This is a genomic window from Lysinibacillus agricola (assembly GCF_016638705.1).
GTDB classification, from domain to species: Bacteria; Bacillota; Bacilli; order Bacillales_A; family Planococcaceae; genus Lysinibacillus; species Lysinibacillus agricola.
In genome coordinates, this window is the sequence record NZ_CP067341.1 from 1,123,221 (window position 1) to 1,148,900 (window position 25,680).

The 25,680-nt window shown below is 38.7% G+C and carries 26 protein-coding genes; 20 read left to right on the plus strand and 6 right to left on the minus strand.

Features of this window, described 5'->3' with window-relative positions:
* Positions 1–141 precede the first annotated feature (141 nt).
* On the plus strand, positions 142–1,101 hold the full coding sequence (locus FJQ98_RS05265; protein WP_053594691.1) for an NAD(P)H-dependent flavin oxidoreductase: 960 nt from the start codon (positions 142–144) through the stop codon (positions 1,099–1,101).
* Between the two features lie 20 nt (positions 1,102–1,121).
* Entirely contained in the window at positions 1,122–1,409 is a 288-nt protein-coding gene (locus FJQ98_RS05270; RefSeq protein ID WP_053594690.1) for a UPF0223 family protein, read from the plus strand.
* A gap of 465 nt (positions 1,410–1,874) precedes the next feature.
* Here FJQ98_RS05270 and FJQ98_RS05275 read toward each other — a convergent pair whose 3' ends face one another.
* Positions 1,875–2,501 carry a YktB family protein gene (locus tag FJQ98_RS05275; protein WP_053594689.1) on the minus strand — a complete coding sequence of 209 codons (627 nt, stop codon included), beginning with the start codon at positions 2,499–2,501 and terminating at the stop codon, positions 1,875–1,877.
* A 123-nt stretch (positions 2,502–2,624) separates the two neighbouring features.
* On the opposite strand from FJQ98_RS05275, the gene FJQ98_RS05280 reads away from it, so the two are divergent.
* Both FJQ98_RS05280 and FJQ98_RS05285 read left to right on the plus strand, forming a co-directional pair.
* Entirely contained in the window at positions 2,625–2,822 is a 198-nt protein-coding gene (locus FJQ98_RS05280; protein WP_053594688.1) for a hypothetical protein, read from the plus strand.
* 235 nt (positions 2,823–3,057) lie between these two features.
* Positions 3,058–3,852 carry an inositol monophosphatase family protein gene (locus tag FJQ98_RS05285; RefSeq protein ID WP_201406642.1) on the plus strand — a complete coding sequence of 265 codons (795 nt, stop codon included), beginning with the start codon at positions 3,058–3,060 and terminating at the stop codon, positions 3,850–3,852.
* Between the two features lie 39 nt (positions 3,853–3,891).
* On the opposite strand, the gene FJQ98_RS05290 is transcribed toward FJQ98_RS05285, so the two are convergent.
* A complete protein-coding gene (locus FJQ98_RS05290) occupies positions 3,892–4,077 on the minus strand; it encodes a DUF5325 family protein (protein ID WP_053594686.1) in 186 nt (61 codons plus the stop codon).
* Between the two features lie 138 nt (positions 4,078–4,215).
* On the opposite strand from FJQ98_RS05290, the gene typA reads away from it, so the two are divergent.
* From typA to FJQ98_RS05320, 6 genes are all read left to right on the plus strand, one after another.
* Positions 4,216–6,060 carry a translational GTPase TypA gene (gene typA, locus FJQ98_RS05295; protein ID WP_053594685.1) on the plus strand — a complete coding sequence of 615 codons (1,845 nt, stop codon included), beginning with the start codon at positions 4,216–4,218 and terminating at the stop codon, positions 6,058–6,060.
* Between the two features lie 30 nt (positions 6,061–6,090).
* Positions 6,091–6,486: a YlaH-like family protein gene (locus FJQ98_RS05300; RefSeq protein ID WP_082340064.1), complete on the plus strand. Its 396-nt coding sequence runs from the start codon at positions 6,091–6,093 to the stop codon at positions 6,484–6,486.
* Between the two features lie 639 nt (positions 6,487–7,125).
* Complete coding sequence (locus FJQ98_RS05305) at positions 7,126–8,118, plus strand: ABC transporter substrate-binding protein (RefSeq protein WP_053594684.1); 993 nt, start codon at positions 7,126–7,128, stop codon at positions 8,116–8,118.
* Position 8,119: 1 nt separating this feature from the next.
* Entirely contained in the window at positions 8,120–8,887 is a 768-nt protein-coding gene (locus tag FJQ98_RS05310) for an ABC transporter ATP-binding protein (protein ID WP_053594683.1), read from the plus strand.
* Positions 8,880–9,674: an ABC transporter permease gene (locus FJQ98_RS05315; RefSeq protein ID WP_053594682.1), complete on the plus strand. Its 795-nt coding sequence runs from the start codon at positions 8,880–8,882 to the stop codon at positions 9,672–9,674. The genes FJQ98_RS05310 and FJQ98_RS05315 overlap by 8 nt, the downstream gene beginning before the upstream one ends.
* Positions 9,675–10,296: 622 nt before the next feature.
* Positions 10,297–10,521: a hypothetical protein gene (locus FJQ98_RS05320; RefSeq protein WP_143114770.1), complete on the plus strand. Its 225-nt coding sequence runs from the start codon at positions 10,297–10,299 to the stop codon at positions 10,519–10,521.
* A gap of 400 nt (positions 10,522–10,921) precedes the next feature.
* Here FJQ98_RS05320 and FJQ98_RS05325 read toward each other — a convergent pair whose 3' ends face one another.
* Together FJQ98_RS05325 and FJQ98_RS05330 are read right to left on the minus strand one after the other, a co-directional pair.
* Positions 10,922–11,125 (minus strand): YlaI family protein, encoded by a 204-nt coding sequence (locus FJQ98_RS05325; protein ID WP_053594681.1) that lies wholly within the window; start codon positions 11,123–11,125, stop codon positions 10,922–10,924.
* Positions 11,126–11,136: 11 nt separating this feature from the next.
* Positions 11,137–11,637: a molybdopterin-binding protein gene (locus FJQ98_RS05330; RefSeq protein ID WP_053594680.1), complete on the minus strand. Its 501-nt coding sequence runs from the start codon at positions 11,635–11,637 to the stop codon at positions 11,137–11,139.
* A gap of 182 nt (positions 11,638–11,819) precedes the next feature.
* Here FJQ98_RS05330 and FJQ98_RS05335 point away from each other — a divergent pair, with 182 nt between their 5' ends.
* Genes FJQ98_RS05335 through pyc form a run of 3 tightly spaced genes read left to right on the plus strand, consistent with a single transcriptional unit; the run spans position 11,820 to position 16,793 of the window.
* Positions 11,820–12,101 carry an Fpa/YlaN family protein gene (locus FJQ98_RS05335; RefSeq protein WP_004224778.1) on the plus strand — a complete coding sequence of 94 codons (282 nt, stop codon included), beginning with the start codon at positions 11,820–11,822 and terminating at the stop codon, positions 12,099–12,101.
* Between the two features lie 60 nt (positions 12,102–12,161).
* Positions 12,162–13,346, plus strand: a complete 1,185-nt coding sequence (locus FJQ98_RS05340) for an FtsW/RodA/SpoVE family cell cycle protein (RefSeq protein WP_201406643.1) — start codon at positions 12,162–12,164, stop codon at positions 13,344–13,346.
* 12 nt (positions 13,347–13,358) lie between these two features.
* The gene (gene pyc, locus FJQ98_RS05345) at positions 13,359–16,793 is read left to right on the plus strand and encodes a pyruvate carboxylase (protein ID WP_053594678.1); all 3,435 of its coding nucleotides are present in this window, start codon (positions 13,359–13,361) and stop codon (positions 16,791–16,793) included.
* Positions 16,794–16,866: 73 nt separating this feature from the next.
* Here pyc and FJQ98_RS05350 read toward each other — a convergent pair whose 3' ends face one another.
* Complete coding sequence (locus tag FJQ98_RS05350; protein ID WP_158003019.1) at positions 16,867–17,016, minus strand: hypothetical protein; 150 nt, start codon at positions 17,014–17,016, stop codon at positions 16,867–16,869.
* 303 nt (positions 17,017–17,319) lie between these two features.
* Positions 17,320–18,243 carry a COX15/CtaA family protein gene (locus FJQ98_RS05355; RefSeq protein WP_053594677.1) on the minus strand — a complete coding sequence of 308 codons (924 nt, stop codon included), beginning with the start codon at positions 18,241–18,243 and terminating at the stop codon, positions 17,320–17,322.
* A 336-nt stretch (positions 18,244–18,579) separates the two neighbouring features.
* On the opposite strand from FJQ98_RS05355, the gene cyoE reads away from it, so the two are divergent.
* From cyoE to FJQ98_RS05390, 7 genes are all read left to right on the plus strand, one after another.
* Positions 18,580–19,497: a heme o synthase gene (cyoE, locus tag FJQ98_RS05360; RefSeq protein ID WP_053594676.1), complete on the plus strand. Its 918-nt coding sequence runs from the start codon at positions 18,580–18,582 to the stop codon at positions 19,495–19,497.
* Between the two features lie 100 nt (positions 19,498–19,597).
* The gene (gene coxB, locus FJQ98_RS05365; protein ID WP_053594675.1) at positions 19,598–20,686 is read left to right on the plus strand and encodes a cytochrome c oxidase subunit II; all 1,089 of its coding nucleotides are present in this window, start codon (positions 19,598–19,600) and stop codon (positions 20,684–20,686) included.
* 41 nt (positions 20,687–20,727) lie between these two features.
* Positions 20,728–22,611, plus strand: coding sequence for a cytochrome c oxidase subunit I (ctaD, locus tag FJQ98_RS05370; RefSeq protein ID WP_053594674.1), 1,884 nt, complete (start codon positions 20,728–20,730; stop codon positions 22,609–22,611).
* Complete coding sequence (locus tag FJQ98_RS05375) at positions 22,611–23,237, plus strand: cytochrome (ubi)quinol oxidase subunit III (RefSeq protein ID WP_053594673.1); 627 nt, start codon at positions 22,611–22,613, stop codon at positions 23,235–23,237. Before ctaD ends, FJQ98_RS05375 begins: the two co-directional genes overlap by 1 nt.
* Before the next feature lies 1 nt (position 23,238).
* Positions 23,239–23,583, plus strand: a complete 345-nt coding sequence (locus tag FJQ98_RS05380; RefSeq protein WP_053594672.1) for a cytochrome C oxidase subunit IV family protein — start codon at positions 23,239–23,241, stop codon at positions 23,581–23,583.
* A gap of 599 nt (positions 23,584–24,182) precedes the next feature.
* Complete coding sequence (ctaG, locus tag FJQ98_RS05385) at positions 24,183–25,112, plus strand: cytochrome c oxidase assembly factor CtaG (RefSeq protein ID WP_053594670.1); 930 nt, start codon at positions 24,183–24,185, stop codon at positions 25,110–25,112.
* A gap of 34 nt (positions 25,113–25,146) precedes the next feature.
* Positions 25,147–25,608, plus strand: coding sequence for a DUF420 domain-containing protein (locus FJQ98_RS05390; RefSeq protein WP_053594669.1), 462 nt, complete (start codon positions 25,147–25,149; stop codon positions 25,606–25,608).
* The last annotated feature ends 72 nt before the right edge of the window (positions 25,609–25,680 follow it).

Consider the following 25,680-nt stretch of genomic DNA (forward strand, 5'->3'; position numbering starts at 1 on the left):
GGTACCACCTCACTTTTATAATATCTAGGAAAACAAATGAATTATAGCACCTAATGACATGAAAAAATAGACTTTACAGAAAAATTAAAAGGATTTTTTGATAATTTCGAGAAGTTAGTAACGTACGAAAGGGGAGGTACTATGAATTGGAATACACGTGTGACGAAGCTTTTAAACGTTAAATACCCAATTATTCAAGGGGGATTAGCTTATTTAGCATATGCTGATTTAGCAGCAGCGGTGTCGAATGCTGGAGGGTTGGGACAAATAACAGCAATGAGTTTACGAGATCCTGACTTATTGCGCGCAGAGATTCATAAAGTACGAGCATTAACGGATAAACCGTTTGGTGTAAACTTTGCAATTGGTATGTATGGTACTGGCTACGAGGACATGGTGCGTGTTGCAGTAGAAGAAGAAGTACCGGTTGTTACGATGACTGGAGGGAATCCTGCACCCATTTTTGATATATTGGCAGGAACGGATATTAAAAAATTAGTACTTGTGGCTGCACGTAGGCAAGCTCAAAAGGCGGAACAACTTGGCGCAGATGCTGTTATGGTTGTGGGACAAGAGGGCGGTGGCCATCTTGGTCGTGATGATGTAGGTACGATGGTGCTTGTACCACAGGTTGTAGATAGTGTGAAAATTCCTGTTATTGCTTCTGGTGGGATTGGAGATGGACGAGGCTGGATGGCAGCTCATGCCCTAGGAGCAGAGGGAATTGAGATGGGTACGCGTTTTATTGCAACTAAGGAATGTGTTGATGCATCAGAGGCTTATAAAGAGGCATTACTGGCAAGTTCTGAAGCAGATACAACGATTATTAAGCGTTCTATTGGAGCGCCAGCAAGAGCGTTACGCAATGATTTTACGGAAAAGATTTTAGAAATTGAGCAAATGACCCCAACGTATGAGGCGTTGAAAAACTATATTAGTGGTAATGCCAATAAACGTTTTATTTATGATGGTGAGAAAGATGAAGGATTTGGTTGGGCAGGACAAGTTACAGGGATGATTCACGATATCCCGACAGTTGAGGAGCTTATTACTCGAATGGTTGCAGAAGCAGGAAGTATCCGGGTAAAATGGGGTCAGTAACATAAAGGTGGTTATGTCCAATGGAATATTCTTATCCATTTTCAACTGATTGGTCAACTGAGGAAATTATTGATGTTGTTCAATTTTTTGAAGGTATTGAGAAAGCCTATGAAAAAGGCATTAAACGTGAAGTAATGATGGCGAAATATCGTCGTTTTAAAGAAATTGTTCCTTCACAGTCTGAGGAAAAAACAATTTTCCGTGAATTTGAAGAAGCAAGTGGCTTTGTCAGTTACCCTGTTGTTAAACAAGCAAAAGAAGCAACTGATGGTACGATTATTAAAGTTGCACCGAAGCAACGTCGATAAAAAATGAGGACGTGAGTATATCTCACGTCCTCATTCATCTTTGCAGGCTACTTGCTTCCTCCGCTTCGCTCCGTGCAGGGTCTCGCCTGTCTCGCTTTCACTGCGGGAAGCTTTGCTCTGCGACGAAAGCTAAGCGACAGGAGCACTCGAGTAGCCTTCCACTCCAATCAATAATAGCGTAATTTTATGCATTTCAAAAGTGGACGCTATGACAACGCATTTAAATCGAAAAAATAGAACTAGGCTTTTTCGAAAAGCATCGAAAAAATATAAAATTTCCTCTATGGCTTTATCCACAAGCTTGAAAATAGCCTCACAATAAATATCCTCCGAACAAATTTACGTTTTTTATCATTCGATGGAATAATAACGTAAATTATCCACAATATATAAATATAAGGTTTAGTCAGTAAAAAGTGTTTCAGTTATTATGTCACATTACTTGAAGCGCCATACTTCCTGACTTTATTTCCTAACAATGATGTTATAAATTGGGAGTAAGCTGCTAAAGGTTTCTTCCGTTAATTGATGAAGTTGACTAGCTGACAGCTTGACTGCTTGATCTCTTGGAATATGTCGGCCCACTAAAAACTCACCTTTTTTAACATCACGCAAACGAACAAGTAATTCATCTAGCTTGTCTTCCTTTGCTTCTAGCAAGGAGATTGCAGCAGGAGACATATGATCCCCAGAGACAATAAAATCATCAGGAAGCTGCTGTAGCATCGCTTTGTTGGCAATTAAACGTTCTGCCATCACATTTTTCTGTGGAGCTTCATAAATAATAGCTAAGACGATGAATAAATGTGTGCTCCAAAGACCAATCTGAAAGTGAGGTAATGATTTATACCCTCTTTTGTACGGAGCAAAGGCAACCCAACTGTCGTTTGGCGGATTTACTGTTCTTCGTGCATGCTTCGCAACATGAGGATAAAACTCTTCTCCAAGATGACTTGAAAAGAATGAAGAAAAATCCTCTCCTAGCAGTTGGAATTTTGGTCGTACACAAGAAATTAATGCATCCATTCTCTGTTCTAAACCGTCTATTTGAAAAACATTGAAGTCTTTGTTAGTCCACTTTATTTTCGGCAATTTTAATAACTCCTTTCGATTTATAAGGTTTATTTTATTAGGAAAATGGGAAAAAATCTTATAACAAGAACTTTATCGAATCTGATAAGTTCTTGTAAAATAATAAAAAAGGAAGTGATTTTTATGAAACCAATCGTAAAAATTATACGTAAAGTTGACATTGAAAAGCAATATGAACACATTTTACAATTAGAATTAGATTATGAATTAGCCTCTTTATTCTCTGCAATGAATGAAAAAAATGAGCTTGAAATTGAAAAAAGTAAAAAACGTCTGGCTGAAATTCAGATGGAACTTGAAAGTTTGCACGCCTATGCGTAATAAAAATTTTATACCAATTTGAAAAATCACTTGCTGAATATTCCGACAGCAGGTGATTTTTATTGTTATAAAGTGTAAAATGGACAGTATATCAGAGTATTATGTGCTACTTTTAACCATGACATCATGAGCAATGAGAACCCGAGCACATTATTTGAGTGTTGAGAAGTTGCAAGTATTTTAAGTAAGGCCCGAAAGCATAGTGCCTTTTCTTATATTCGAAGGGTGGGTTTTTATGGATTTACAACAAATTGATCAATTTGCAAAAAGTATTATATTTGAAGCAAGTAGTCGTATTCGAGAGGCCTTTTCGTACAATTTAGTTATCGAGACAAAATCAAATGCAAATGACCTTGTCACAAATATTGACCGTGAAACAGAATTATTTTTTATAGAAAAAATACGAGCTTTTGATCCAACCCACAAAATTTTTAGGGAAGAGGGAATGGGAGAGAAAGTAGAGTCATTAGAAGGCGTTGTATGGATTATTGATCCAATAGACGGCACGATGAATTTTGTTAAACAACATCGTCATTTTATGATTTCTATCGGTATTTTTATTAATGGGGTAGGCAAGCTAGGTTACATATTTGATGTGATGCGTGGTGACTTATTTTATGCAATTGCAGGCGAAGGGGCATGGTACAATGACTCACCATTACGTAAATTGCAGCCAGTCAAAATCGAGGAATCGGTCGTTGGTATAAACGCACACTGGGTAGCACCAAATCGACATATTCATCATGAAAAAGTAATTGAAATGGTTCGGAAAGTACGTGGTACACGGTCGTATGGTTCAGCCGCAATGGAAATAGCGTTTGTTGTTAGTGGTAAACTAGATGCTTATGTATCTATGCGACTATCACCATGGGATATTGCTGGGGGTACCATTATTGCTAATGAAGTTGGGGCCGTCGCTACTAACTTACATGGTGAGGACTTTGATTTCCTACATCAGGATACTTTTATCATTGCCAACCCTTCTATTCACAAAGAGTTATTAGAAAAATATATTGTGCCTTATGAATAAAAAAGGAGCCGTCTATTTTAGACAGGCTCCTTTTTACTATTAAAGTAATCCTTGCTCACGCAGTTTACGTTTCATTTTAAAGGCTGTCATGAAAATGACACAAGTAGCCACAATGCCTGCTATTATACCAAATCCACTACCAGTTGCCACAGAATATCCGATAGAACACATTGCTAAAACAGCTGCTAATGCGTAAATGGCCATTACGAATTTTGCACGATTCATAGCCGAGCCTCCTATAGTAAAAATTTGTAAATCAAATATATTTTTTAGAACGATGAAAATTCTAGTAAGGACATTTCTACCCTTCATGTGCTATAATAACACAGTTAAACATTCGAAAAAAGAATATGGAGTGGAATAATGACAAACTTACGTCAAGATCTTCGCAATATCGCAATAATCGCCCACGTTGACCATGGTAAAACTACTTTAGTCGACCAATTACTAAAACAATCAGGTACATTCCGTTCAAACGAACGTGTTGAAGAACGTGCAATGGACTCTAATGATATTGAACGCGAACGTGGTATTACGATTTTAGCTAAAAATACAGCAGTAAACTATGAAGGAACTCGTATCAACATCCTTGATACGCCTGGACACGCTGACTTCGGTGGTGAGGTAGAACGTATTTTAAAAATGGTAGATGGCGTTGTACTAGTTGTCGATGCGTATGAGGGTTGTATGCCACAAACACGTTTTGTGTTGAAAAAAGCATTAGAACAACGTTTAACACCAATCGTTGTTGTTAATAAAGTAGACAAAGATTCAGCTCGTCCACTAGAAGTAGTAGATGAAGTACTTGAATTATTCATTGAACTAGGTGCAGATGAAGATCAATTAGACTTCCCTGTTGTCTATGCTTCAGGTGTAAATGGTACAGCTTCTTTAGACGCTGATCCATCTAAGCAAGAAGTGGATATGAAATGTCTATTTAAGAAAATTATCGAAGCTATTCCAGCACCAATTGATAACTCAGAAGAGCCATTACAATTCCAAGTAGCTTTACTTGACTATAATGACTTCGTTGGACGTATCGGTATTGGTCGCGTATTCCGCGGAACAATTTCTGTAGGTCAACAAGTATCTCTTATGAAGTTAGACGGAACAGTGAAAAACTTCCGTGTAACGAAAATCTTTGGTTTCTTCGGCTTAAAACGTGAAGAAGTTGAGACAGCAAAAGCTGGTGACTTAATCGCCGTTTCAGGTATGGAAGACATCAACGTTGGTGAAACAGTTTGCCCTGTTGAGCACCCAGAAGCGCTAACGCCGTTACGTATCGATGAGCCAACATTACAAATGACTTTCTTAGTAAACAACTCACCATTTGCAGGTCGTGAAGGTAAATGGGTAACAGCACGTAAAGTAGAAGAACGCTTACGTTCACAACTTCAAACGGACGTTTCTTTACGCGTTGAAGATACAGATTCACCAGATGCTTGGACTGTTTCTGGTCGCGGTGAGCTTCACCTATCGATCCTAATTGAAAATATGCGTCGTGAAGGATTTGAGTTACAAGTATCAAAACCTCAAGTAATCATCCGTGAAGTTGATGGCGTAAAATGTGAACCATTTGAACGTGTACAAATTGACGTTCCAGAAGAAAATGTTGGTTCAATTATCGAATCAATCGGTACTCGTAAAGGTGAAATGTTAGATATGGTGAACAATGGCAATGGCCAAGTTCGTTTAACATTCTTAGTTCCTGCACGTGGTTTAATCGGTTATACAACTGAATTCATGTCAATGACTAAAGGCTTTGGTATCATTAACCATACTTTCGATTGCTACCAACCATTTATTTCAGGTCGTATTGGTGGTCGTCACCAAGGTGTACTTGTATCAATGGAAACTGGTAAATCAACAACTTATGGTATGATGCAAGTAGAGGACCGTGGTACACTATTTGTAGAACCAGGTACTGAAATTTATGAAGGTATGATTGTTGGTGAAAATACACGTGATAATGATATCACTGTAAACATTACAAAAATGAAGCAAAAAACGAATGTTCGTTCTGCGACAAAAGACGCGACAAACGTTATTAAAAAGCCACGTTTATTAACACTAGAAGAAGCATTAGAATTCTTAAGTGATGATGAGTACCTAGAAATCACGCCAGAATCTATTCGCCTTCGTAAACAAATTCTAGACAAAAATGAACGTGAAAAAGCAGCGAAAAAATTAAAAAACGCTGAACAATAATTTTTTGCTTCCACGAAAGGAAGAGGAGTCTTGGGTATTAAGTCCGCTTTATTTGGTGAACTAAATGTTATTCAAGTTGCTGAACAAGCAAACGCAAAGGAAACAGCAGATGCTTATGAAAAAATGGCCGGAGTAACGCGTTTTTTATATGAAAACTTACCTAACTACGAAATGGCAGGTTATGTTCTGTTTGCTTTAGTGTTTTTGCTCTCTGCACTTGTTTATAAACTAGGCTTTGCAAAGAAATTAAAACTATCACAAAATATTATTATTTATATTTTCCTGTTTGTAGGGTGTATTATGTTAACATTTTTTGCATTATATCTTCCAATGGTTGAAGGGCTCATTGTAGCAGCGTTAATTTTAATCGTCTATAAAACACGTTTATGGCGTGAAAAAAGAGAAGAGCAACAAGCTGCTAACTAGTGAAAATAACTTTATCTGAGAGAAACAGTCTTAGCGTTGAATAGCTAAGGCTGTTTTTCTTTGTTTTAAGGGTTCTTTAGAGAGCCAAAGCGACGGATAGAATCGAAGTGACGGAAAGAAGAGCCGAAGCGACGGATAGAACTATCGAAGTGAAGGATAGAATCATCAAAGCGACGGATAGAACCATCGAAGTGACGGAAAGAAGAGCCAAGGCGACGGATAGGATCGAAGTGACGGAATGAAAAGCCAAGGCGACGGATAGAACCACCAAAGCGACGGATAGGATCGAAGTGACGGAATGAAGAGCCGAGGCGACGGATAGAACCATCAAAGCGACGGATAGGATCGAAGTGACGGAATGAAGAGCCAAAGCGACGGAATGAAAAGCCAAGGCGACGGATAGAACCACCAAAGCGACGGATAGGATCGAAGTGACGGAAAGAAGAGCCAAAACGACGGATAGAACAGTCAAAGTGACGGATAAAAAGTCGAAAGTGACGGATAGAATCGAACTAGCTAATAGAACCTCAACCTAACATTTGATGTAGAACAGTTTTAAAAGATATAGGCACCGAAATCTTCCGATATGAATAAGTTAATGTCGATAGGCTTATTTTCATCAATCAAGGAGGAAATGGAATGCGTTGGTTTAAAAGAGGTTTATTATTTAGTGTTTTTGCTTTGTTACTCCTTTCTTTGACGGCGTGTAATAAAACGGAGCATGAAAAAGTCAAGGTTGGAGAAGTGACGCGCTCGATTTTCTATGCGCCGCAGTATGTAGCACTTGAAAAAGGGTTCTTCGAGGACGAAGGACTTTCTGTTGAGGTACAAACGATTGCAGGTGGCGATAAGACGATGACGGCGTTACTTTCTGATGGAATTGATATTGCCTTAGTTGGATCGGAAACTTCCATCTACGTAACGCTCCAGGGCTCCAATGATCCGATTCAAAATTTTGCACAGTTAACACAAACAGATGGCACATTTTTAGTGGCGCGCGAAAAGATGGATAATTTTTCCTGGGATCAATTAAAAGGCTCTACATTTTTAGGGCAACGTAAAGGCGGAATGCCACAAATGGCGGGTGAGTTCGTACTAAAAAAGCATGGCATTGACCCTGCGAACGATTTAACACTCATTCAAAACATTGATTTTGCTAATATTTCTACGGCCTTTGCTTCTGGAACAGGGGACTTTGTACAGCTATTTGAACCAACTGCGAGCATCTTTGAGAAAGAAGGTAAAGGCTATATTGTTGCTTCATTTGGTGCTGAATCTGGGCATTTACCTTATACATCGTTTATGGCGAAAAGTAGCTATTTGAAGGATAAAGCGAAGACAGTTCAAAGCTTTACAAATGCATTGAAACGAGCGCAGGATTTTGTGCAAAAAGAGAGTTCAGCTGAAGTAGCGAAAATTATTCAGCCATACTTTGAAAATGTAGATGTTGCTTTAATTGAAACAGTGGTAGAGCGTTATAAATCTCAGGGTTCCTATGCTACAGATCCTATTTTGGAGAAGGAGGAATGGGATAACTTGCAAACGATTATGGAGGAAGCAGGTGAACTTCCTCAACGGGTGGATTATGAAAAGCTTGTGAATACAACCTTTGCTAAAAAGGCAGCTGAGTAATATGGAATTTTTAGAAGTAAAAAATATTCACCATAGCTATTTTTCGAAAACGCAGGCAAAGGAAGTTTTACGTGATATCAATTTAGATATTCGTGAAGGTGAGTTTGTTTCTTTTATAGGACCGAGCGGATGTGGGAAAACAACGTTATTATCAATTATTGCTGGCTTATTTTCGTCTACAGAAGGCAAGGTATACATTGAGGGTGAGGAAATTTCAACACACAATCAGTCTCTCATTGGCTACATGCTTCAGCAAGATTATTTATTCCCTTGGAAAACCATCGAAGAAAATGTCACTATTGGTTTGAAAATCATGGAACGAAGCAATAAAACTCATAAAGTAACGGCAAATGCACTTTTGCAAGAAATTGGTTTGCCGCATGTTGGGAACAACTATCCGAGAGAGTTATCTGGTGGCATGCGTCAACGAGTAGCCCTTGCTAGAACTTTAGCGGTGGACCCTAAAATTTTATTGCTAGATGAACCATTTTCGGCACTTGATTATCAGTCTAAATTAAAACTGGAGGACTTGGTTGTTGAAACGTTAAAGGCCTATCAAAAAACTGCCGTTCTTGTGACACATGATATTGGTGAAGCCATTGCGATGAGTGAACGGGTATTTCTATTTTCTGCAAATCCAGGTACATTGCATAAAGTATTTGAAATACCTACAGAGTTACAAGAGCTTTCACCTTTTGATGTTCGACAGCATCCAGCGTATTCAGACATATTCCAAAATATTTGGAAGGAGCTGGAGAGTCTTGGATAATACAATGTTTAAACAGTATCAGCAAATGCTAAAAAAAGAAAAGCGCTATGTTCGATTATATCAGCTTATCATCTTAATCTTATTTTTCGGCGGGTGGGAGCTTCTATCAAGATTTGGATGGATTGACCGTTTAATTTTTAGTTCTCCAACGCATGTATGGCAAACATTAGTAGAAAAAGTGAGCGATGGTACGTTAACACTTCACGTTGGTGTTACTTTAATGGAAACGATTATTGGCTTTATTGCCGGAACACTAATGGGTACATTAATAGCAACCGTATTGTGGTGGTCATCAATGCTATCAAAGGTACTTGATCCATATTTAGTTATTTTAAACGCTATGCCGAAAGTTGCTTTAGGACCCATTTTAATAGTCGCCCTTGGTCCTGGTTATTTTTCTATTATAGCGATGGGTGCGTTGATTTCAATCATTATTACAACCATCGTGGTTTATACGGCTTTTAAAGGGGTTGATCCAAACTACAACAAAGTATTACAAACTTTTGGGGCAACCAGATGGCAAATATTTAAAGAAGTTATTTTACCTGCTTCCTTCCCAACGATTATTTCTACTTTGAAAGTAAATGTAGGACTTTCTTGGGTAGGTGTCATAGTTGGTGAATTTTTAGTCGCCTCAAAAGGGCTTGGTTATTTAATTATTTATGGCTTCCAGGTGTTTAATTTTAATCTTGTGCTTATGTCACTTCTCATCATCGCCTTTTTTGCGACGATTATGTATCAGGTTGTCGAGTTGATTGAGAAGGCGATTATAAAAAATAATGGTTAGACGGTTAAAGAGGCTGGGATATGTATATTTTTAAAGAAAAACTTAAAAATTTCACATCAGAAAAGCGCGAAAAATCAACGTTTCTAAAATTGATTTCTCGCGCTTTTTAAGGTTTTGACAAGTTTTGTCCCAGCCTCTTCATAATGTTGAAAAACAAAGCGATCAAGGGAATTTTTGTGAATGTTGTGGCTTTTTAGATGAGGGTAGCTTTCATTCTAGGCTACTTGTTTTCACAAGGAAGCTTTACTCAGCGATCAAAGCGAAACGATTGGAGCACTCGAATAGCCTTCCACTCCAATCAGAGGTAGAGTAGAGCTTTTAAAAATTTTATTCATTTCAAAAGTGGACGCTATGACAACGCACCATAATTGAACAGATATAACAGTGACGTAATTGTTTGGAAGGTGGATGTCGATAAAATTAAAAAGTTGGGTGATAAAACGTGAAAGTTAGTCGATAAAAATTAAAAGTTGGGTGATAAAACGTGAAAGTTTATCGATAAAATTTAAAAGTTGGTCGATAATGCCTGAAAGTGTTTCGATAAAACTAAAAAGTTGGATATCATTTTGTTAAAACGCATGTTATGTGAAGTGGTTGATTGAAGTGAAGGCTGGGCGACTCCTTGGGGATCAGCAATAGGGGAACGAAGGCTCTCATCGGACGCCCCCAGGAAGCTTTGCTCTGTGCGAAAGCGAAGCGACAGCAACAACAACAAATGTTTTCTGTAGCGAAAGCAAAGCGGCAGCTACAATTGTTTTATCTGTGCGAAAGCGAAGCGTCAGCAACAAAGCGCTCAGTCGAAACGGAAATCAACCCCTCGTTTTGCCGAAGAGCATACTATATTTAACTTATTTCAGCGGGTGTCCAAACACCCGCTGAAATAGAGGAACTCAGTCTAAGAACGCCACGTCCTGTGGCAACGACTGAGTGACCAACATCTTGTTGGCCCAAAGCCTCCGGAGGATGTCACGGAATCGGAAAGGAGTTCACATAGGATGTTAGCCTAAAATCATCGCATCCTTGCGATAACGGCTAACTGACCTGCATCGGTAAAAACGCCACGTCCTGTGGCATTACCGAAATGACCGACATCGTGTCGGCCCTCATGCAGGCCTAAGCACAAAGCCGATTCTGGACGCAATTATGCCGAGGCATAATTGATTAGGACACCTTAATTTTATTGACACAATAGTTTTAAACAACATAAAAGAGGTGTCTCAAATAATGAGTCACCTCCTTCTGTTTTGTTAAAATTCTTCATCCATCTGTGGAGAGGTACGATAAAACCGGAAATTCCCGGTTTCAATGCGTGTAACCGTATTTTCTTTAATACGATCATGACATGTTTCACACATATACGTATGAATTGGTCGATTGCGTAATTTTTTAGCTAACGGTAAATTATCATCTAAATTGTTAATTGTATCGCAAATAACGCACTTTACGCGCATTGCATTCCCTCCTACTCAGCACGAATAGCTAATACATTTTTAATAGGGCTATCTACATTTGAACCGTCTCTAAATAACACATAAACAGGGCCATCTTCCATTAATGGCTTACCATCTTGGCTGTATTTTAAAATTAATGTATGAGCTTCTTCGATTGTAAATGGATACTCTTTGCCACCTTCACATTCAATGACGATTGTTGTCGCTTCAGGTTTAATGTCAGCATTCTTTAGGAAGTGACTTAATTCGATCCCGAAAGTACCTGTTTCCATCCCTTTGCGGTCAAATTTTCGTTCTGATTTCAATGTTGGTGGGAAAGTAGCTCCTTCCATAATCTCACGTGACCAGTGAGCGCCTACCTCACGCATATATTTAATATCGGAATCTTCCTCAACTTCTTGTGTGTCGAAGTACGTTTTTAAATCTAATTTGCGATCATCGAAAATCCAAACAGTTGGATCTAATGTTAATTGGAATGAAACTGCGCCCTTGATAGGAATTATTGTTTCCATAATAGAAATCCTCCTCAAATCTTGTATATCCATGAAATAGTATAACGCTAATGACTAGAGATAATAAAGAAATATAATTTGATTTCTCTATTTTCCAATGAAGACACTTGCATTTTTAACGACTAAAAGATAAACTTTATTAAGATAGAATCGAAGAAATATCAGATAATGGGGGCGTCCTCATGGATACTAAATCACAAACTTCTTTTCAGGAGAAGGCTTTGGAGCTTTTAGTTGCTGATGCAGACAAAATTGCTCGCCTCATTCGAGTACAAATGGATCATTTAACAATGCCACAATGCCCTCTATATGAAGAAGTATTAGATACACAAATGTTCGGCCTTTCTCGTGAAATTGACTTTGCTGTGAAGCTTGGACTCATTGAACGCGAAAAAGGCAAAGAAATTCTCGATTCACTCGAGAAAGAACTTTCTGTACTACATGACGCGTATACAGACAAATAAAAGAAAAAAACTCAAACGCAATTTGCGATTTGAGTTTTTTTTCTAGAATGAGGTTTTCCGATGAAACAATACTTAAAACGTTATGCACAAAATTTTGATTACCCATTATTTTTTACGGTCCTATTGTTAAGCTTATTTGGATTAATAATGATTTATAGCTCAAGTATTATGGTAGCGATTGCAATAAAAGGAAAGGCACCAGATTATTATTACCACAAGCAAGTAATCAATTTAACTGTAGCTTTTCTTGGATTTTTAGCAGCGGCATTTTTTCCGTATAAGCATTATGCAAATAAAAAAGTTATGTTGATACTAACGGCTGTATTAGTTGTACTATTTACTTGGGTAAAAGTTGCTGGTAATGGTGATGAAGCAGGAATAGGGTCTAAAAGTTGGATTTCCGTCCCCGGTTTTGGGAACTTTCAGCCTTCTGAATATGCGAAGCTATTTATAATTTTATATTTTGCTGCTGCTTTTTATCGGAAAGGACAAAAATATACACTTGAAAAGCTACAACCAACTGAAATATTTTATCCAATATTCCTTTGGATTCTAGTTGTTGCTGGTGTTGCATTTGAAACCGATTTAGGAGCAAGTATTATTTTATGTGGAATCGCTGTTTGTGTTGTAGCAGCTAGTGGCATTCCGTTTAAAACATTTTGGAAGTTTTTGGGGGTATTGGGTGCGTTTGGAGGAGTCATCTTTGGTATACTATGGTTGTTTAAAGGGGATATGTTAACGGATAACCGTATGGGCCGTATTAAATCATACATAAACCCGTTTAATTATGAAAGTGGTAGTGGTCACCAGGTTGTCAATAGTTATTATGCAATTGGCGGAGGCGGTTTAGAGGGAAGAGGTCTCGGTCAGTCCATTCAAAAATTAGGGTATTTGCCTGAACCACAAACTGATTTTATTATGGCGATTATTATGGAAGAGCTAGGTATTTGGGGAGTTCTTGTCGTTTTAGGTGGTTTGGGATTTATTGTATATAAAGGATTTTCGATTGCGTTGCGCACGAAAGATCCACTAGCACGTATGATTGCTGCAGGTATTGCGAGCTGGATTGGCTGGCAATCGTTTATCAATCTTGGGGGTGTAACTGGGTTAATCCCGTTAACCGGTGTAACGCTACCTTTTATTAGCTATGGCGGGACATCTATAATTATTCTATCTTTAGCGATGGGAATATTGATGAATGTTTCTATGTTTGAAAAGATAGAAAGGAGAAAAACACAATCATAAAGGGGGATATCCATGGAATCAATCAACAAAATTCTCGTAGCCAATCGAGGAGAAATTGCAATTCGTATTTTCCGGGCATGTACGGAGCTAAATATCCAAACTGTGGCCATTTATTCGCGGGAGGATAGTGGGGCATTCCATCGCTTTAAAGCAGATGAGGCCTATTTAGTGGGAGCGGGCAAGAAACCAATCGATGCCTATTTAGATATTGAGGGTATTATTACGATTGCCAAAGATGCTGGTGTAGATGCGATTCATCCGGGTTATGGTTTTTTATCGGAAAACGTGGAATTTGCACGTCGATGTGAAGAAGAGGGGATTGTCTTCATTGGGCCAACTTCCCAGCATTTAGATATGTTTGGAGATAAGGTTAAGGCGCGCGAACAAGCAATTGCTGCAGGTATTCCTGTTATTCCTGGTACAGATGGTCCGGTAGCTAATTTAGCAGAGGTAGAGGCTTTTGCTAGCGCATATGACTATCCAATTATGATTAAGGCAGCACTAGGCGGCGGTGGTCGTGGAATGCGCCTTGTTCATACAAAAGAGGAGCTAGCTTCCTCCTATGAACGTGCAAAATCTGAGGCGAAGGCAGCATTTGGCTCTGATGAGGTGTATGTAGAAAAGGCCATTATTAAGCCAAAGCATATTGAAGTTCAAATTATTGGCGATCAACAGGGCAATATCATTCATTTATATGAGCGTGATTGCTCGATTCAACGTCGTCATCAAAAGGTTGTTGAAATTGCACCATCTAATTCAATTTCGGAAGATTTAAGAAATCGAATTTGCGATGCAGCGGTTCAATTAATGAACAATGTCTCGTACATAAATGCAGGGACAGTAGAATTTTTAGTCGCAGGTGAGAATTTTTATTTCATCGAGGTCAATCCTCGTATTCAAGTCGAGCATACGATTACTGAAATGATTACGGGTGTCGATATCGTGCACGCCCAAATTAAAGTGGCAGCAGGCTACGGTCTGCATAGTGAGGAAATCCATATCCCGCAACAGGCGGATGTCCCAATGATTGGGTATGCGATTCAAGCACGTGTCACAACGGAAGACCCAGCCAATGACTTTATGCCGGATACAGGAAAGCTTATGGTGTACCGTTCGAGCGGTGGTTTTGGTGTTCGCTTAGATGCCGGTAATGGGTTCCAAGGGGCTGTAGTAACACCGTACTATGATTCACTACTGGTGAAAATTTCAACATCAGGAATGACGTTTAAAGAAGCCGCAGCAAAAATGGACCGCAATTTAAAAGAGTTCCGTATTCGTGGGGTAAAAACGAATATTCCATTTTTAAATAATGTTGTGACACACGAGGAATTTTTAACGGGTGCCTTCGATACAAGCTTTATTGATACAACACCTGAACTATTTAATTTCCCTGTGCGTAAGGACCGTGGGACAAAGCTCTTAAGCTATATTGGTAATGTGACGCTCAATGGTTTCCCTGGAGTGGAGAAGAAAGCAAAGCCAATTTTTGTGCAACCGAGCATTTCGAAAGTCGATAAATTAATCGTGCCACCAGCGGGTACAAAACAGATTCTAGATGCCCAAGGAGCAGAGGGGCTTGTGAAATGGATTCTAGCGCAAGAGGATGTACTGTTAACGGATACAACTTTCCGTGATGCGCACCAATCACTGCTTGCTACGCGTGTGCGTTCACAGGATATGTTCGAAATTGCAGACGCAACAGCGCACATGATGCACGATTTCTTCTCGCTCGAAATGTGGGGCGGCGCGACGTTTGATGTGGCGTACCGTTTCTTAAAAGAAGACCCATGGGAGCGTCTTGCCAAACTACGTGAACAAGTACCAAATGTGCTATTCCAAATGCTACTTCGTGGTGCGAATGCCGTCGGTTATACGAACTACCCTGACAATTTAATTCGTGAGTTTATCGCTGAATCAGCTGCATCCGGCATCGATGTGTTCCGTATTTTCGATAGCTTGAACTGGATTAAAGGCATGGAAGTAGCAATTGATGCTGCACGCCAGTCTGGTAAAATTGCTGAAGCTGCTATCTGTTATACAGGAGATATTTTTGATGAAACAAGGGCGAAATATTCAGTCCAATACTACAAGGAAATGGCGAAGGAGCTGGAGGCAGCAGGTGCCCATATTTTAGCGATAAAAGATATGGCTGGACTATTGAAGCCTGAGGCAGCGTATCGTTTAATTTCCGAGTTAAAAGAGACGACAAGTCTACCAATCCACCTGCATACGCATGATACAAGTGGCAATGGCATTTATTTATATGCCAAGGCGATCGAGGCTGGGGTGGATATCATTGATACGGCGCTCGGTTCGATGGCAGGCTTAACATCACAGCCAAGTGCAAACTCCTTGTATTATGCAATGAAGGGCAGCAAGCGTGAGGTTCGTGCCGATATCGAAGCGCTTGAAAAATTATCGTATTACTGGGAAGACGTGCGTAAATATTATAAGGATTTCGAAAGTGGCATGATCAGTCCACATTCTGAAATTTATGTTCATGAGATGCCAGGTGGCCAATATAGTAACTTGCAGCAGCAAGCCAAAGCAGTGGGCCTTGGTGATCGATGGGATGAAGTGAAGCACATGTATTCCCGCGTAAACCTTCTATTTGGCGATATTGTCAAAGTAACCCCATCTTCGAAAGTAGTCGGAGATATGGCGTTATTTATGGTGCAGAACGATTTAGATGAAAGCTCTGTACTGACAAGAGGGCAAACTATTGACTTCCCAGATTCTGTGATTGAGTTCTTCCAAGGCTATTTGGGACAACCGCATGGCGGCTTCCCAGAGGCACTTCAAAAGGTTGTGTTAAAGGACCGTGAGGCAATTACGATACGTCCTGGTGAGCTACTGGAGCCTGTGAATTTTGAGCAATTGAAGGCGGTACTGGAGGGGAAATTTAGTCGTCCCGTGACGAAGCAAGATGTGTTGGCGTATGCTTTGTATCCGAAAGTGTTTGAGGAGTTTGCAAAAACAGTGGATTCCTTCGGCAATATTTCGGTATTAGATACACCAACATTCTTTTATGGGTTAAAACTAGGTGAAGAAATTGAAGTCGAGATCGAAAAAGGAAAAACACTGATTATTAAACTTGTCTCTATCGGTGAACCACAGCATGATGGCACGCGTGTCATGTACTTTGAGTTAAACGGTCAATCCCGTGAGCTGGTGATTCAAGATATGACTGTCGAAGTAGATGGCAGCCTAGCGTTAAAGGCAGATCCAAGCAATCCAAATCAAATTGGGGCAACGATGCCTGGTACGGTCTTAAAAGTAGTCGTATCGAAAGGAAGCTCTGTCAAACGTGGAGACCACTTGTTAATTACCGAAGCAATGAAAATGGAAACAACCGTCCAAGCACCGAAAGATGGGGTCGTGAAAGAAGTATACGCAAGTGCGGGCGACGCCATTTCAACAGGTGATTTGTTAATTGAAATTGAATAATTGAAAATAAAAAAGGTTGTTAGATGGCTTTATAGCATACTAATAACCTTTTTTATTTTGTTATATTGGCTCTTCACCATAATGTAGGGTTGATTTCCGTTCCGGCTGGGCGCTTTGTTGCTGCCGCTTTGCTTTCGCTACAGAAAACATTTGTTGTTGCTGTCGCTACGCTTTCGCACAGATAAAACAATTGTTGCTGACGCTTCGCTTTCGCACAGAGCAAAGCTTCCTGGGGCGTCGGGGCAACAGATGTTTTTTTGCGCGAAAGCGAAGCGACAGGATGTTGGTCACGAAGGCGTTATCACAGGACGTGATAACGCCTTCGTTCCCCTACTCGCCAGGGTCTCATCTGTGACGCTAATCCCCAAGGAATCGCCCAGCCTCCACTCCAATCAACTTGATGATGTGCCTATTAATTTACTATTTTTCAATAATAAAATTGTAAATTGTTTGACATATTATTGAGGCAGAAGCGTTTGAAAAAAAAGATTCGCCGTTGAAAAATATGGCGAATCTTTTTCTACTATTATTTGTTTTTTTCATTATAATTGCTACGTGCAACTAGCATTATCATGTAGCAAAGTAGACCAAATAAAATTGAAATAAGTAATGAATGAAGTAATGCAACGATTAAATTCAATTTAGTTAGGACTACTAACATACCAGCAATCACTTGTAAAATTACTATAGTAAAGGCAATAACCCAACCGTAGTAAATAACTCGTTGGTTTTTATATTCTTTTACAACATGCCAAGTTATGTATGCAATCCAAATGAAAAAGATAAGAACAGCTAGGCGATGCCCCATTTGCACCCATTCATACATATTATTAAAAGGTGCGAATGGTGTTTCGTTATAGCAAAATGGCCAGTCTGGACATATTAAGCTAGAATCTGTATGACGAACAAGCGCCCCTGTATAAACGACTAAATAAGAATAAATTGTGACAGCAATCGTATGCCAACGTAACTTTTTACCAATAAAAACGTTATCGGCATCAAATTTCCGATCCACTTCAAATACAATCATAGAAAGAAGGAGAACAGCAGCAAAGGAAATAAGAGAAATCCCAAAGTGAAGTGCTAGTATGAAATCACCTTGTCCCCATAAAACTTGAGCAGCTCCAATAAGAGCCTGTGCGATTAAGAAAAACATCGCTAAGAAACCTAATAACTTTACTTCGCGAATATGGCCAAGTTTACGCCATGTCCAAACTGTTAACACAAGAATTGAGATTGATACGACACCAGTTACAAGACGATGTGAAAATTCAATTAAGACTTCTGGTGTAATTTCTTTTGGAATAAGAGAACCATTACAATCAGGCCAGTTTCGACCACAGCCTAAGCCACTATCTGTTTTGGTAACAAGTGCTCCTCCTAGTAAGATAAGGAGCATTCCAACTGTAGCGGCAACAGCAAACCATTTCATATACCTGTTGTGTTGCATAAAATGAGTCACCTACTTTATCTATCAACATTACATGAAAGTAATGTTTCTGCTACTAGATAATATCGAAAATACAGATAAAATACAACTTGTAAAGAGTAGGGAGTAATAGATGTCGATTCCATTTCACAAATTGTTCATAATTTCGTGCTTTAACCTTCACAATTCATTTTAGAAAATGTTTTACTATAGATATGTTGTTTTTAATTATATTTCTAGACAAAGCTAATTTTTACAACTTCATCTAAATTTCACTTAATGTCTAGAAATCAATCGCAAATTTCGCTATAGTTATTGTTAGCGGAATATGCTTACAAAAATGAAAGGAGAGGTATTATGTCAAACGGTCGTGCACTGACGGCTACTAGAAATAGTGGACCAGAATCAACATCTGTTGTAAAAGATTTCTTAGCACTGATAAAAATTGGAATCGTTAATTCGAATCTTGTCACAACGTTTACAGGGATGTGGCTGGCATTTCAATTTACTAGTAGACACTTCTTGCAAGAGCTTGATGTCATATTGTTCACCATGCTGGGTGCAGCATTAATTATAGGTGGCTCAGGCGCAATGAATAACTTTATTGATCAGGATATTGATCCAATCATGAAAAGAACGAAGACAAGACCGACAGTAACGGGTAGATTTAAGCCGAATTTTGTATTGACCATTGCCCTCTCATTTTTAATTGTAGGTGAAATTTTGTTATTTGCGGCATCGTTTGCGGCCGGCATGTGGGGACTAGTAGGAATATTTGCTTATGTCGTTCTGTATTCAATGTGGTCAAAGAGGAAGCATGTTAGTAACACGATTGTAGGAAGTATTTCAGGGGCGATTCCACCAGTTATTGGGTTTGCAGCTGTTGAGCCTGCATTAGGTTCAGGAGCACTTGCCTTATTCCTAATCATGTTTGCATGGCAACCACCGCATTTTTATGCGCTTGCTATGAAACGTACTGAAGAATATCGTGCAGCTAATATACCAATGCTACCTGTAGTAAAAGGATTTAAACGTACGAAGTACTCAATGTTATTCTGGATTCTTTTATTATTACCGTTACCTTTCCTTTTAACAGAGCTTGGCGTTGGCTTCTTAATTCTTGCCACTGCATTGAACTTGGGCTGGTTGATTCTAGCTTTTAAAGGCTTTACTACAAAAGATGATATGAAATGGGCAAATAAAATGTTTATCTATTCTTTGAATCATATGACCATACTATTTGTATCCATCATAATATTTGCGTTGTTTAGCTAAATTTAGGAATTCTTTCTTTTCCTAGAGAATTCATATAGACAGAACTAATGTCCTAGGTACACATGAAAATACAACAAAGAAAGAGGGGTTTAATTAAGCTATGATGAAAGGGCTTAAAAAATGGCGTCTTTTTTCACTTCTAGCAGTGATGATGGTTTTCCTTTCAGGATGTGGTGAAGATCATATTTCTGCACTGAAACCATCTGGTCAAGTGGGTAAAGAACAATTCAATCTATTACTGTTAGCTACTGGAATTATGACGTTAGTTGTAGTAGTAGTATCCGTTATCTATTTACTTGCATTCTTAAAATTCCGCCGCTCAAAAGTTGGCGAAAATGTTATTCCTAAGCAAGTAGAAGGAAGTCACACTCTTGAAGTAATTTGGACAGTTATTCCAATTATTTTATTATTAATCTTAGCTGTACCAGTTGTTACGGCTACTTACAAATTTGCAGATGTTGCTGCAATGGACGAAGTAGATGAAGATGGTAACAAAACAGCACTTACAGTAAATGTAACTGCGAAATTATATTGGTGGGAGTTTGAATACCCTAATCAAGGTATTGTAACAGCTCAAGAATTAGTTGTACCAACAGGTGAAAAAGTTTACTTTAACTTAAAAGCTGCCGATGTTAAGCACTCATTCTGGATTCCTGCTATAGGCGGTAAAATGGATACGAACGTAGATAACTTAAACAAATTCTATCTAGAATTTGATAAAGAATCAAAAGATCTTAAAGACGGCGTATTCTATGGTAAATGTGCTGAATTGTGTGGTCCTTCACACGCATTAATGGACTTCAAAGTTAAAGCATTAAGCCCAGAAGCATTCGATGCATGGGTAGCTTCAATGCAAGCAACAGAAGGAAAATTGGCTGATAAAGCTTCAACAGATCTTGGTGAAGCAACATTTGCTAACAGCTGTTTAGGTTGTCATGCTGTTTCTGGTTCAGGCGGTTCAGGCGGAATGGGTCCTAACTTAACTACATTTGGTGACCGTAACCGTGTTGCTGGTTTCTTAGAACATAATGAAGAAAACTTAAAAGCTTGGATTAAGAACCCTGAGAAATTCAAGCCAGGTAACTTAATGATGAACGCAGATGGTACTGCGCCAGTATACGGCGACTTAACTGACGAAGAAATTCAAGCTCTAGCAACTTATATCATGGGCTTATCTGTTGAGAAATAATTTGTAGTTTTATGTAACAAACTTTGAGGGAGGTAAAAGTTGTGAGCTCATACACACAGAAAAAGGGCTTTGGAGCAACTGTCTGGGACTACATTACAACTGTTGACCATAAAAAGTTAGCAGTAATGTATTTATTAGCCGGTACATTGTTCTTCGCTATCGCTGGTTTTGAAGCGTTATTAATGCGTATTCAGTTAATGAAACCAAATAACGATTTCATATCAGCTGGTTTTTTCAATGAATTATTAACAATGCACGGAACGACAATGTTATTCCTAGCTGCGACTCCATTACTATTCGCATTTATGAACATGCTTGTACCATTACAAATTGGTGCGCGTGACGTTGCATTCCCGTTCCTTAACTCTTTAGGGTTCTGGTTATTCTTCCTAGGTGCAGTATTCCTTCACCTGTCATTCTTTATGGGTGGCGCTCCTGATGCGGGCTGGACTTCTTATGCATCATTATCTTTATATTCTCCAGGACATGGTATTGACTTCTATGTTCTTGGTTTACAAATATCCGGGGCAGGTACATTAATTTCAGGTCTTAACTTTATCGTTACGATTATTACAATGCGTGCTCCAGGTATGACATTCATGCGTATGCCATTATTCACTTGGACTGCGCTTGTATCAAGTGCACTAATCCTATTCGCATTCCCTCCATTAACAATTGGTTTATTAATGATGTTATTTGACCGTATGTTCGGTGGTAACTTCTTTGACCATACTATGGGTGGTAACACAATTATTTGGGAACACTTATTCTGGATCTTCGGACACCCAGAGGTTTATATCTTAGTATTACCAGCATTTGGTTTATTCTCTGAGATCATTCCAGCGTTCTCTCGTAAACGTTTATTCGGATACTCTTCAATGGTATTCGCAACAATTTTAATCGGTTTCTTAGGGTTCATGGTTTGGGCTCACCACATGTTTACAGTTGGTCTTGGGCCAACAGCTAACGCAATCTTTGCTGTAGCAACTATGGCGATTGCCGTACCAACAGGTATGAAAGTATTCAACTGGATCTTAACTATTTGGGGCGGATCTATTAAAGTTACAACACCAATGCTTTATGCACTTGGTTTCATCCCGTCATTCGTTGCGGGTGGTGTTACAGGGGTAATGCAAGCATCTGCACCTCTTGACTACCAATTACACGATTCTTACTTTATCGTTGCTCACTTCCACTACGTAATCGTTGGTGGTATTGTAACAGCGTTATTTGGTTCAGCACACTTCTACTGGCCAATTTTCTTCAACCGTATGTTAAACGAAACGCTTGGTAAAATTACGTTCTGGGTATTCTTTATCGGATTCCATTTAACGTTCTTCGTTCAACACTTCTTAGGTTTAATGGGTATGCCACGTCGCGTATTCACTTACATGGAAGGTCAAGGTTGGGATCAGTTCAACTATATCTCTACAATCGGTGCATTAATGATGGGTGTAGGGGTTATCTTAATGGTAATCAACTGCTTAATGTCAATCAAAGGCAAACCAGCAGGTCGCGACCCATGGGGCGATGGACGTACATTAGAATGGTCAATTCCACAACCAATCCCATTCTACAATTTCCGTCAAACACCACTTGTTCGTGGTTTAGATCCATGGTGGATTGAAAAACAAGAAGGAAATAAAGAAATGACATTTGCTGAACCAATCGGTGATATTCATATGCCAAACAACTCAGCTATCCCATTTGTTATTTCTCTAGGGCTGTTTATCGCGGCATTCGGTGCTCTTTATAATCCAGATGCAGATAAATCGTGGTCAATTTATGTTTTAATTGCTGGTCTTGCAATTACATTTGGTGCTATGATTTTCCGTTCTGTTAAGGACGATCACGGCTTCCACTTACACAAAGAAGAAATTCTTGAAATTGAAGAACAACTTTACGGCAAAGGGGGAAATAAATAATGGATTTCAATACTAAATTTACTCCTCATACTTGGCCAGATCATCCTGAACAAGCTACGATGGAAGGGAAAAATAAAGTTGTTGGTTTCTGGATTTTCCTTGCCTGTGAAGTTGTACTTTTCGCAAGTTTATTCGCTACTTACTTAGCGCTTAAGAACAAAGGGCCTGCTGGCATGGAGTTCACAACACAAGATTTATTTGAATTACCATTAGCATTTGCTATGACGATGTTACTTTTAACATCTTCACTAACTTCAGTTTATGCAATTTACCATATGCGTAACTTTAACTTTAAAGGAATGCAAACATGGTTAGCGATTACATTAGTTTTAGGTCTTGGATTCTTAGCTCTTGAAATCTATGAGTTTAATCACTATGTAGGCCTTGGTTTCACATTTAACCAATCTGCGTTCGCAACTGCGTTTTATTCATTAGTTGGTACACATGGTTTCCACGTAACTTTAGGTCTTGTGTGGATTGCTACGTTAATGCTTCGTAATGCTAAACGTGGTCTTAACTTATACAATGCGCCTAAATTCTTCGTGGCTGCTTTATACTGGCACTTTATCGACGTAGTTTGGGTATTCATCTTTACAGTAGTATACTTGATGGGAGTGATCGGATAATATGTCTTCACACGATACACCTATAGTTGCTAAGTCTCAGGCACAATACGAGTATGATCGTCATCATAATGCCGTTCATATGCGTAAACAAGTAATCAACTTTGCGATTATGATTTTCTTTACGTTTATCGCATTCGCTGTAGTTGCAGCTGATTTTTCTAAATACTTAATATTACCGCTCATTTTATTGCTTGCTGGTGTTCAAGTTGTTCTTCAACTTTACGCTTTCATGCACTTAGAAGACAAAAAAACACACTTCGGTGGTGTAATTGGCTTCTTCATGTGGATGGGAATATTAATCGCATTTACATTCTTCTTAGCATTTTTAACAATTATTTGGTGGTAATCACCAAAAAAGCACGTTCTCTACTTTATGTAGGAACGTGCTTTTCTTTTTGGGTTCTGTTCACGATTTAGTGATGAGCTGGTAAGAATTAATATAATTCATGTGAGTGTGATTTTCGTTCCGACTGGGAGACATAATAAAGTAAAAGGATTCACATACAGTTTTGTGTGTGAGTCCTTTTTTGCTCTTTGGAAGGTGGATGTCGATAAATTTCAGAAGTTGGGTGATAAAACGTGAAAGTTAGTCGATAAAATTTAAAAGTTGGGCGATAATTCCTGAAAGTGATCCGATAAAACTAAAAGTTGGATGACATTTTGTTAAAACGTATGTCATGTGAATCAGTTGATTTTCGTTCCGACTGGACGCCCCCAGGAAACGCCCAGTCGGAACGGAAATCAACCCCACACTTTGCTGATGAGCCACGCGAAATAAGATACTTTTCATGTGGTGATTTATCGTTTTTAACATTTTTTCAATAGGTGCCCTAGCTCGTTCGAGTAATATAATGTGGATAGTCATTTGTTCACCTTTCGTTCATTGCAGAATGTTTGTAAGCGTTCTATAATAGGAGTACTGAAGTTTAAAGGAGTGCGTTCTGTATGCCACTTAGTATATTTGGTTTCCAAGCTTTATGGAGCCCTTACCTAATAGGGGTTCTTGTTTTCATAACAGTCATCTATTTTTTAGTCACAACAAAGTGGCGCAAGGATTTTAAAGTAAGTGAGCCTTTGAAAAAGGGCGAGGCGATTTATTTTGTCTTAGCAATGGTAACGATATATATTATTAAAGGATCTCCAATAGATTTAATGGCGCACATTATGTTTACGATGCATATGGTGCAAATGGCAATTTTGTTGTTACTTGTACCGATTTTCTTAATAAAGGGGATTCCTTGGTGGGTATGGAAAGTTGCGATTGAAGCACCGGTTGTTAGAACTTTATTTAAAGTTTTGACATTACCTGTCGTTGCGATATTTGTGTTTATTGGTTTATTTTCTTTCTACCATTTACCTGCAGTATTAGATTACATTAAATTAAACGAAACTTTACATGGTACATATACTTTTGTATTATTTGTTTCAGCTGTTTTAATGTACTGGCCTTTAATTCAAAAAATGCCTGATAGTCCGCAAATGAAACCCTTGTATAAATTAGCCTACATCATTGCTAATGCGGTATTAATTACACCTGCGTGTGCATTAATTATTTTTGCACCAAACGCTATGTATGAAACATATACAAATGGTGATGCATGGCTTAAGGCGATGGAACTTTGTGTACCAGTTTCTACATTATCTAGTTTATCTCTTTCAGGACCAGAGCTCTTCACAGATATGAAACCTGTTGCCGATCAACAACTAGGCGGCGTTTTAATGAAGATTTTACAAGAGATTATTTTTGGTGTATTACTTGGATCAATCTTTATTAATTGGTATCGTTCAGAGCAAAAGGATCCCGATAAAATTACTGCTGATGCGTTAAAAGAACATCAAAAGAAATGGGAAAGCCAACAGCAACATCAATTGTAAAAATAGAAATTTACTTTGTTAAGGGGTTTTGTGAATGGAATTGCAAATTTTGCCTACTATAAGTACATCATTCATCGTTATTAGTGCTGTACTTGTAGCTATTGGTTGGGGCTTAATTGTAAAAAGAAAAGTAGAAGCACATAAAAAAGTAATGCTTGCAGCAGGCGTTGCAGCACTTATCTTCTTTATCATTTATGCTTCACGTACAGTCTTTATTGGTAACACAGCGTTTGGTGGCGGAGAAAATATAAAACCATATTATACGTTCTTCTTAATTTTCCATATTACGCTTGCAACAACTGGAGCAGTATTTGGTATTGTTAGTATTATTTCTGGTTTGAAGACTAATATCAAGCTTCACCGTCGTATTGGACCGATTACAAGTATTATTTGGTTCTTCGTAGCTATTACTGGGGTTTTAGTATACTTATTACTATATATTTTATTTGAACCAGGTGAAACTACATCTGTCATTAAAGCTATTTTAGGTTTTTAACTTCTTCAGCAAATGAATGCGGTTTTAAGTCACTTTTCAGAGGTGTCCAAACATCCGCTGAAAGAAGCCGAT

What these genes read in the sequence shown, in the direction of transcription:
- typA (WP_053594685.1), top strand. Translation starts at nt 4,216, where the DNA reads ATGACAAACTTACGTCAAGATCTTCGCAATATCGCAATAATCGCCCAC.
- FJQ98_RS05340 (WP_201406643.1), top strand. Translation starts at nt 12,162, where the DNA reads ATGAAACAATACTTAAAACGTTATGCACAAAATTTTGATTACCCATTA.
- FJQ98_RS05280 (WP_053594688.1), top strand. Translation starts at nt 2,625, where the DNA reads ATGAAACCAATCGTAAAAATTATACGTAAAGTTGACATTGAAAAGCAA.
- FJQ98_RS05375 (WP_053594673.1), top strand. Translation starts at nt 22,611, where the DNA reads ATGGATTTCAATACTAAATTTACTCCTCATACTTGGCCAGATCATCCT.
- pyc (WP_053594678.1), top strand. Translation starts at nt 13,359, where the DNA reads ATGGAATCAATCAACAAAATTCTCGTAGCCAATCGAGGAGAAATTGCA.
- FJQ98_RS05310 (WP_053594683.1), top strand. Translation starts at nt 8,120, where the DNA reads ATGGAATTTTTAGAAGTAAAAAATATTCACCATAGCTATTTTTCGAAA.
- FJQ98_RS05330 (WP_053594680.1), bottom strand. Translation starts at nt 11,637, where the DNA reads ATGGAAACAATAATTCCTATCAAGGGCGCAGTTTCATTCCAATTAACA.
- FJQ98_RS05285 (WP_201406642.1), top strand. Translation starts at nt 3,058, where the DNA reads ATGGATTTACAACAAATTGATCAATTTGCAAAAAGTATTATATTTGAA.
- coxB (WP_053594675.1), top strand. Translation starts at nt 19,598, where the DNA reads ATGATGAAAGGGCTTAAAAAATGGCGTCTTTTTTCACTTCTAGCAGTG.
- FJQ98_RS05290 (WP_053594686.1), bottom strand. Translation starts at nt 4,077, where the DNA reads ATGAATCGTGCAAAATTCGTAATGGCCATTTACGCATTAGCAGCTGTT.
- FJQ98_RS05390 (WP_053594669.1), top strand. Translation starts at nt 25,147, where the DNA reads ATGGAATTGCAAATTTTGCCTACTATAAGTACATCATTCATCGTTATT.
- cyoE (WP_053594676.1), top strand. Translation starts at nt 18,580, where the DNA reads ATGTCAAACGGTCGTGCACTGACGGCTACTAGAAATAGTGGACCAGAA.
- FJQ98_RS05325 (WP_053594681.1), bottom strand. Translation starts at nt 11,125, where the DNA reads ATGCGCGTAAAGTGCGTTATTTGCGATACAATTAACAATTTAGATGAT.
- FJQ98_RS05380 (WP_053594672.1), top strand. Translation starts at nt 23,239, where the DNA reads ATGTCTTCACACGATACACCTATAGTTGCTAAGTCTCAGGCACAATAC.
- FJQ98_RS05355 (WP_053594677.1), bottom strand. Translation starts at nt 18,243, where the DNA reads ATGCAACACAACAGGTATATGAAATGGTTTGCTGTTGCCGCTACAGTT.
- ctaG (WP_053594670.1), top strand. Translation starts at nt 24,183, where the DNA reads ATGCCACTTAGTATATTTGGTTTCCAAGCTTTATGGAGCCCTTACCTA.
- FJQ98_RS05270 (WP_053594690.1), top strand. Translation starts at nt 1,122, where the DNA reads ATGGAATATTCTTATCCATTTTCAACTGATTGGTCAACTGAGGAAATT.
- FJQ98_RS05305 (WP_053594684.1), top strand. Translation starts at nt 7,126, where the DNA reads ATGCGTTGGTTTAAAAGAGGTTTATTATTTAGTGTTTTTGCTTTGTTA.
- FJQ98_RS05265 (WP_053594691.1), top strand. Translation starts at nt 142, where the DNA reads ATGAATTGGAATACACGTGTGACGAAGCTTTTAAACGTTAAATACCCA.
- FJQ98_RS05335 (WP_004224778.1), top strand. Translation starts at nt 11,820, where the DNA reads ATGGATACTAAATCACAAACTTCTTTTCAGGAGAAGGCTTTGGAGCTT.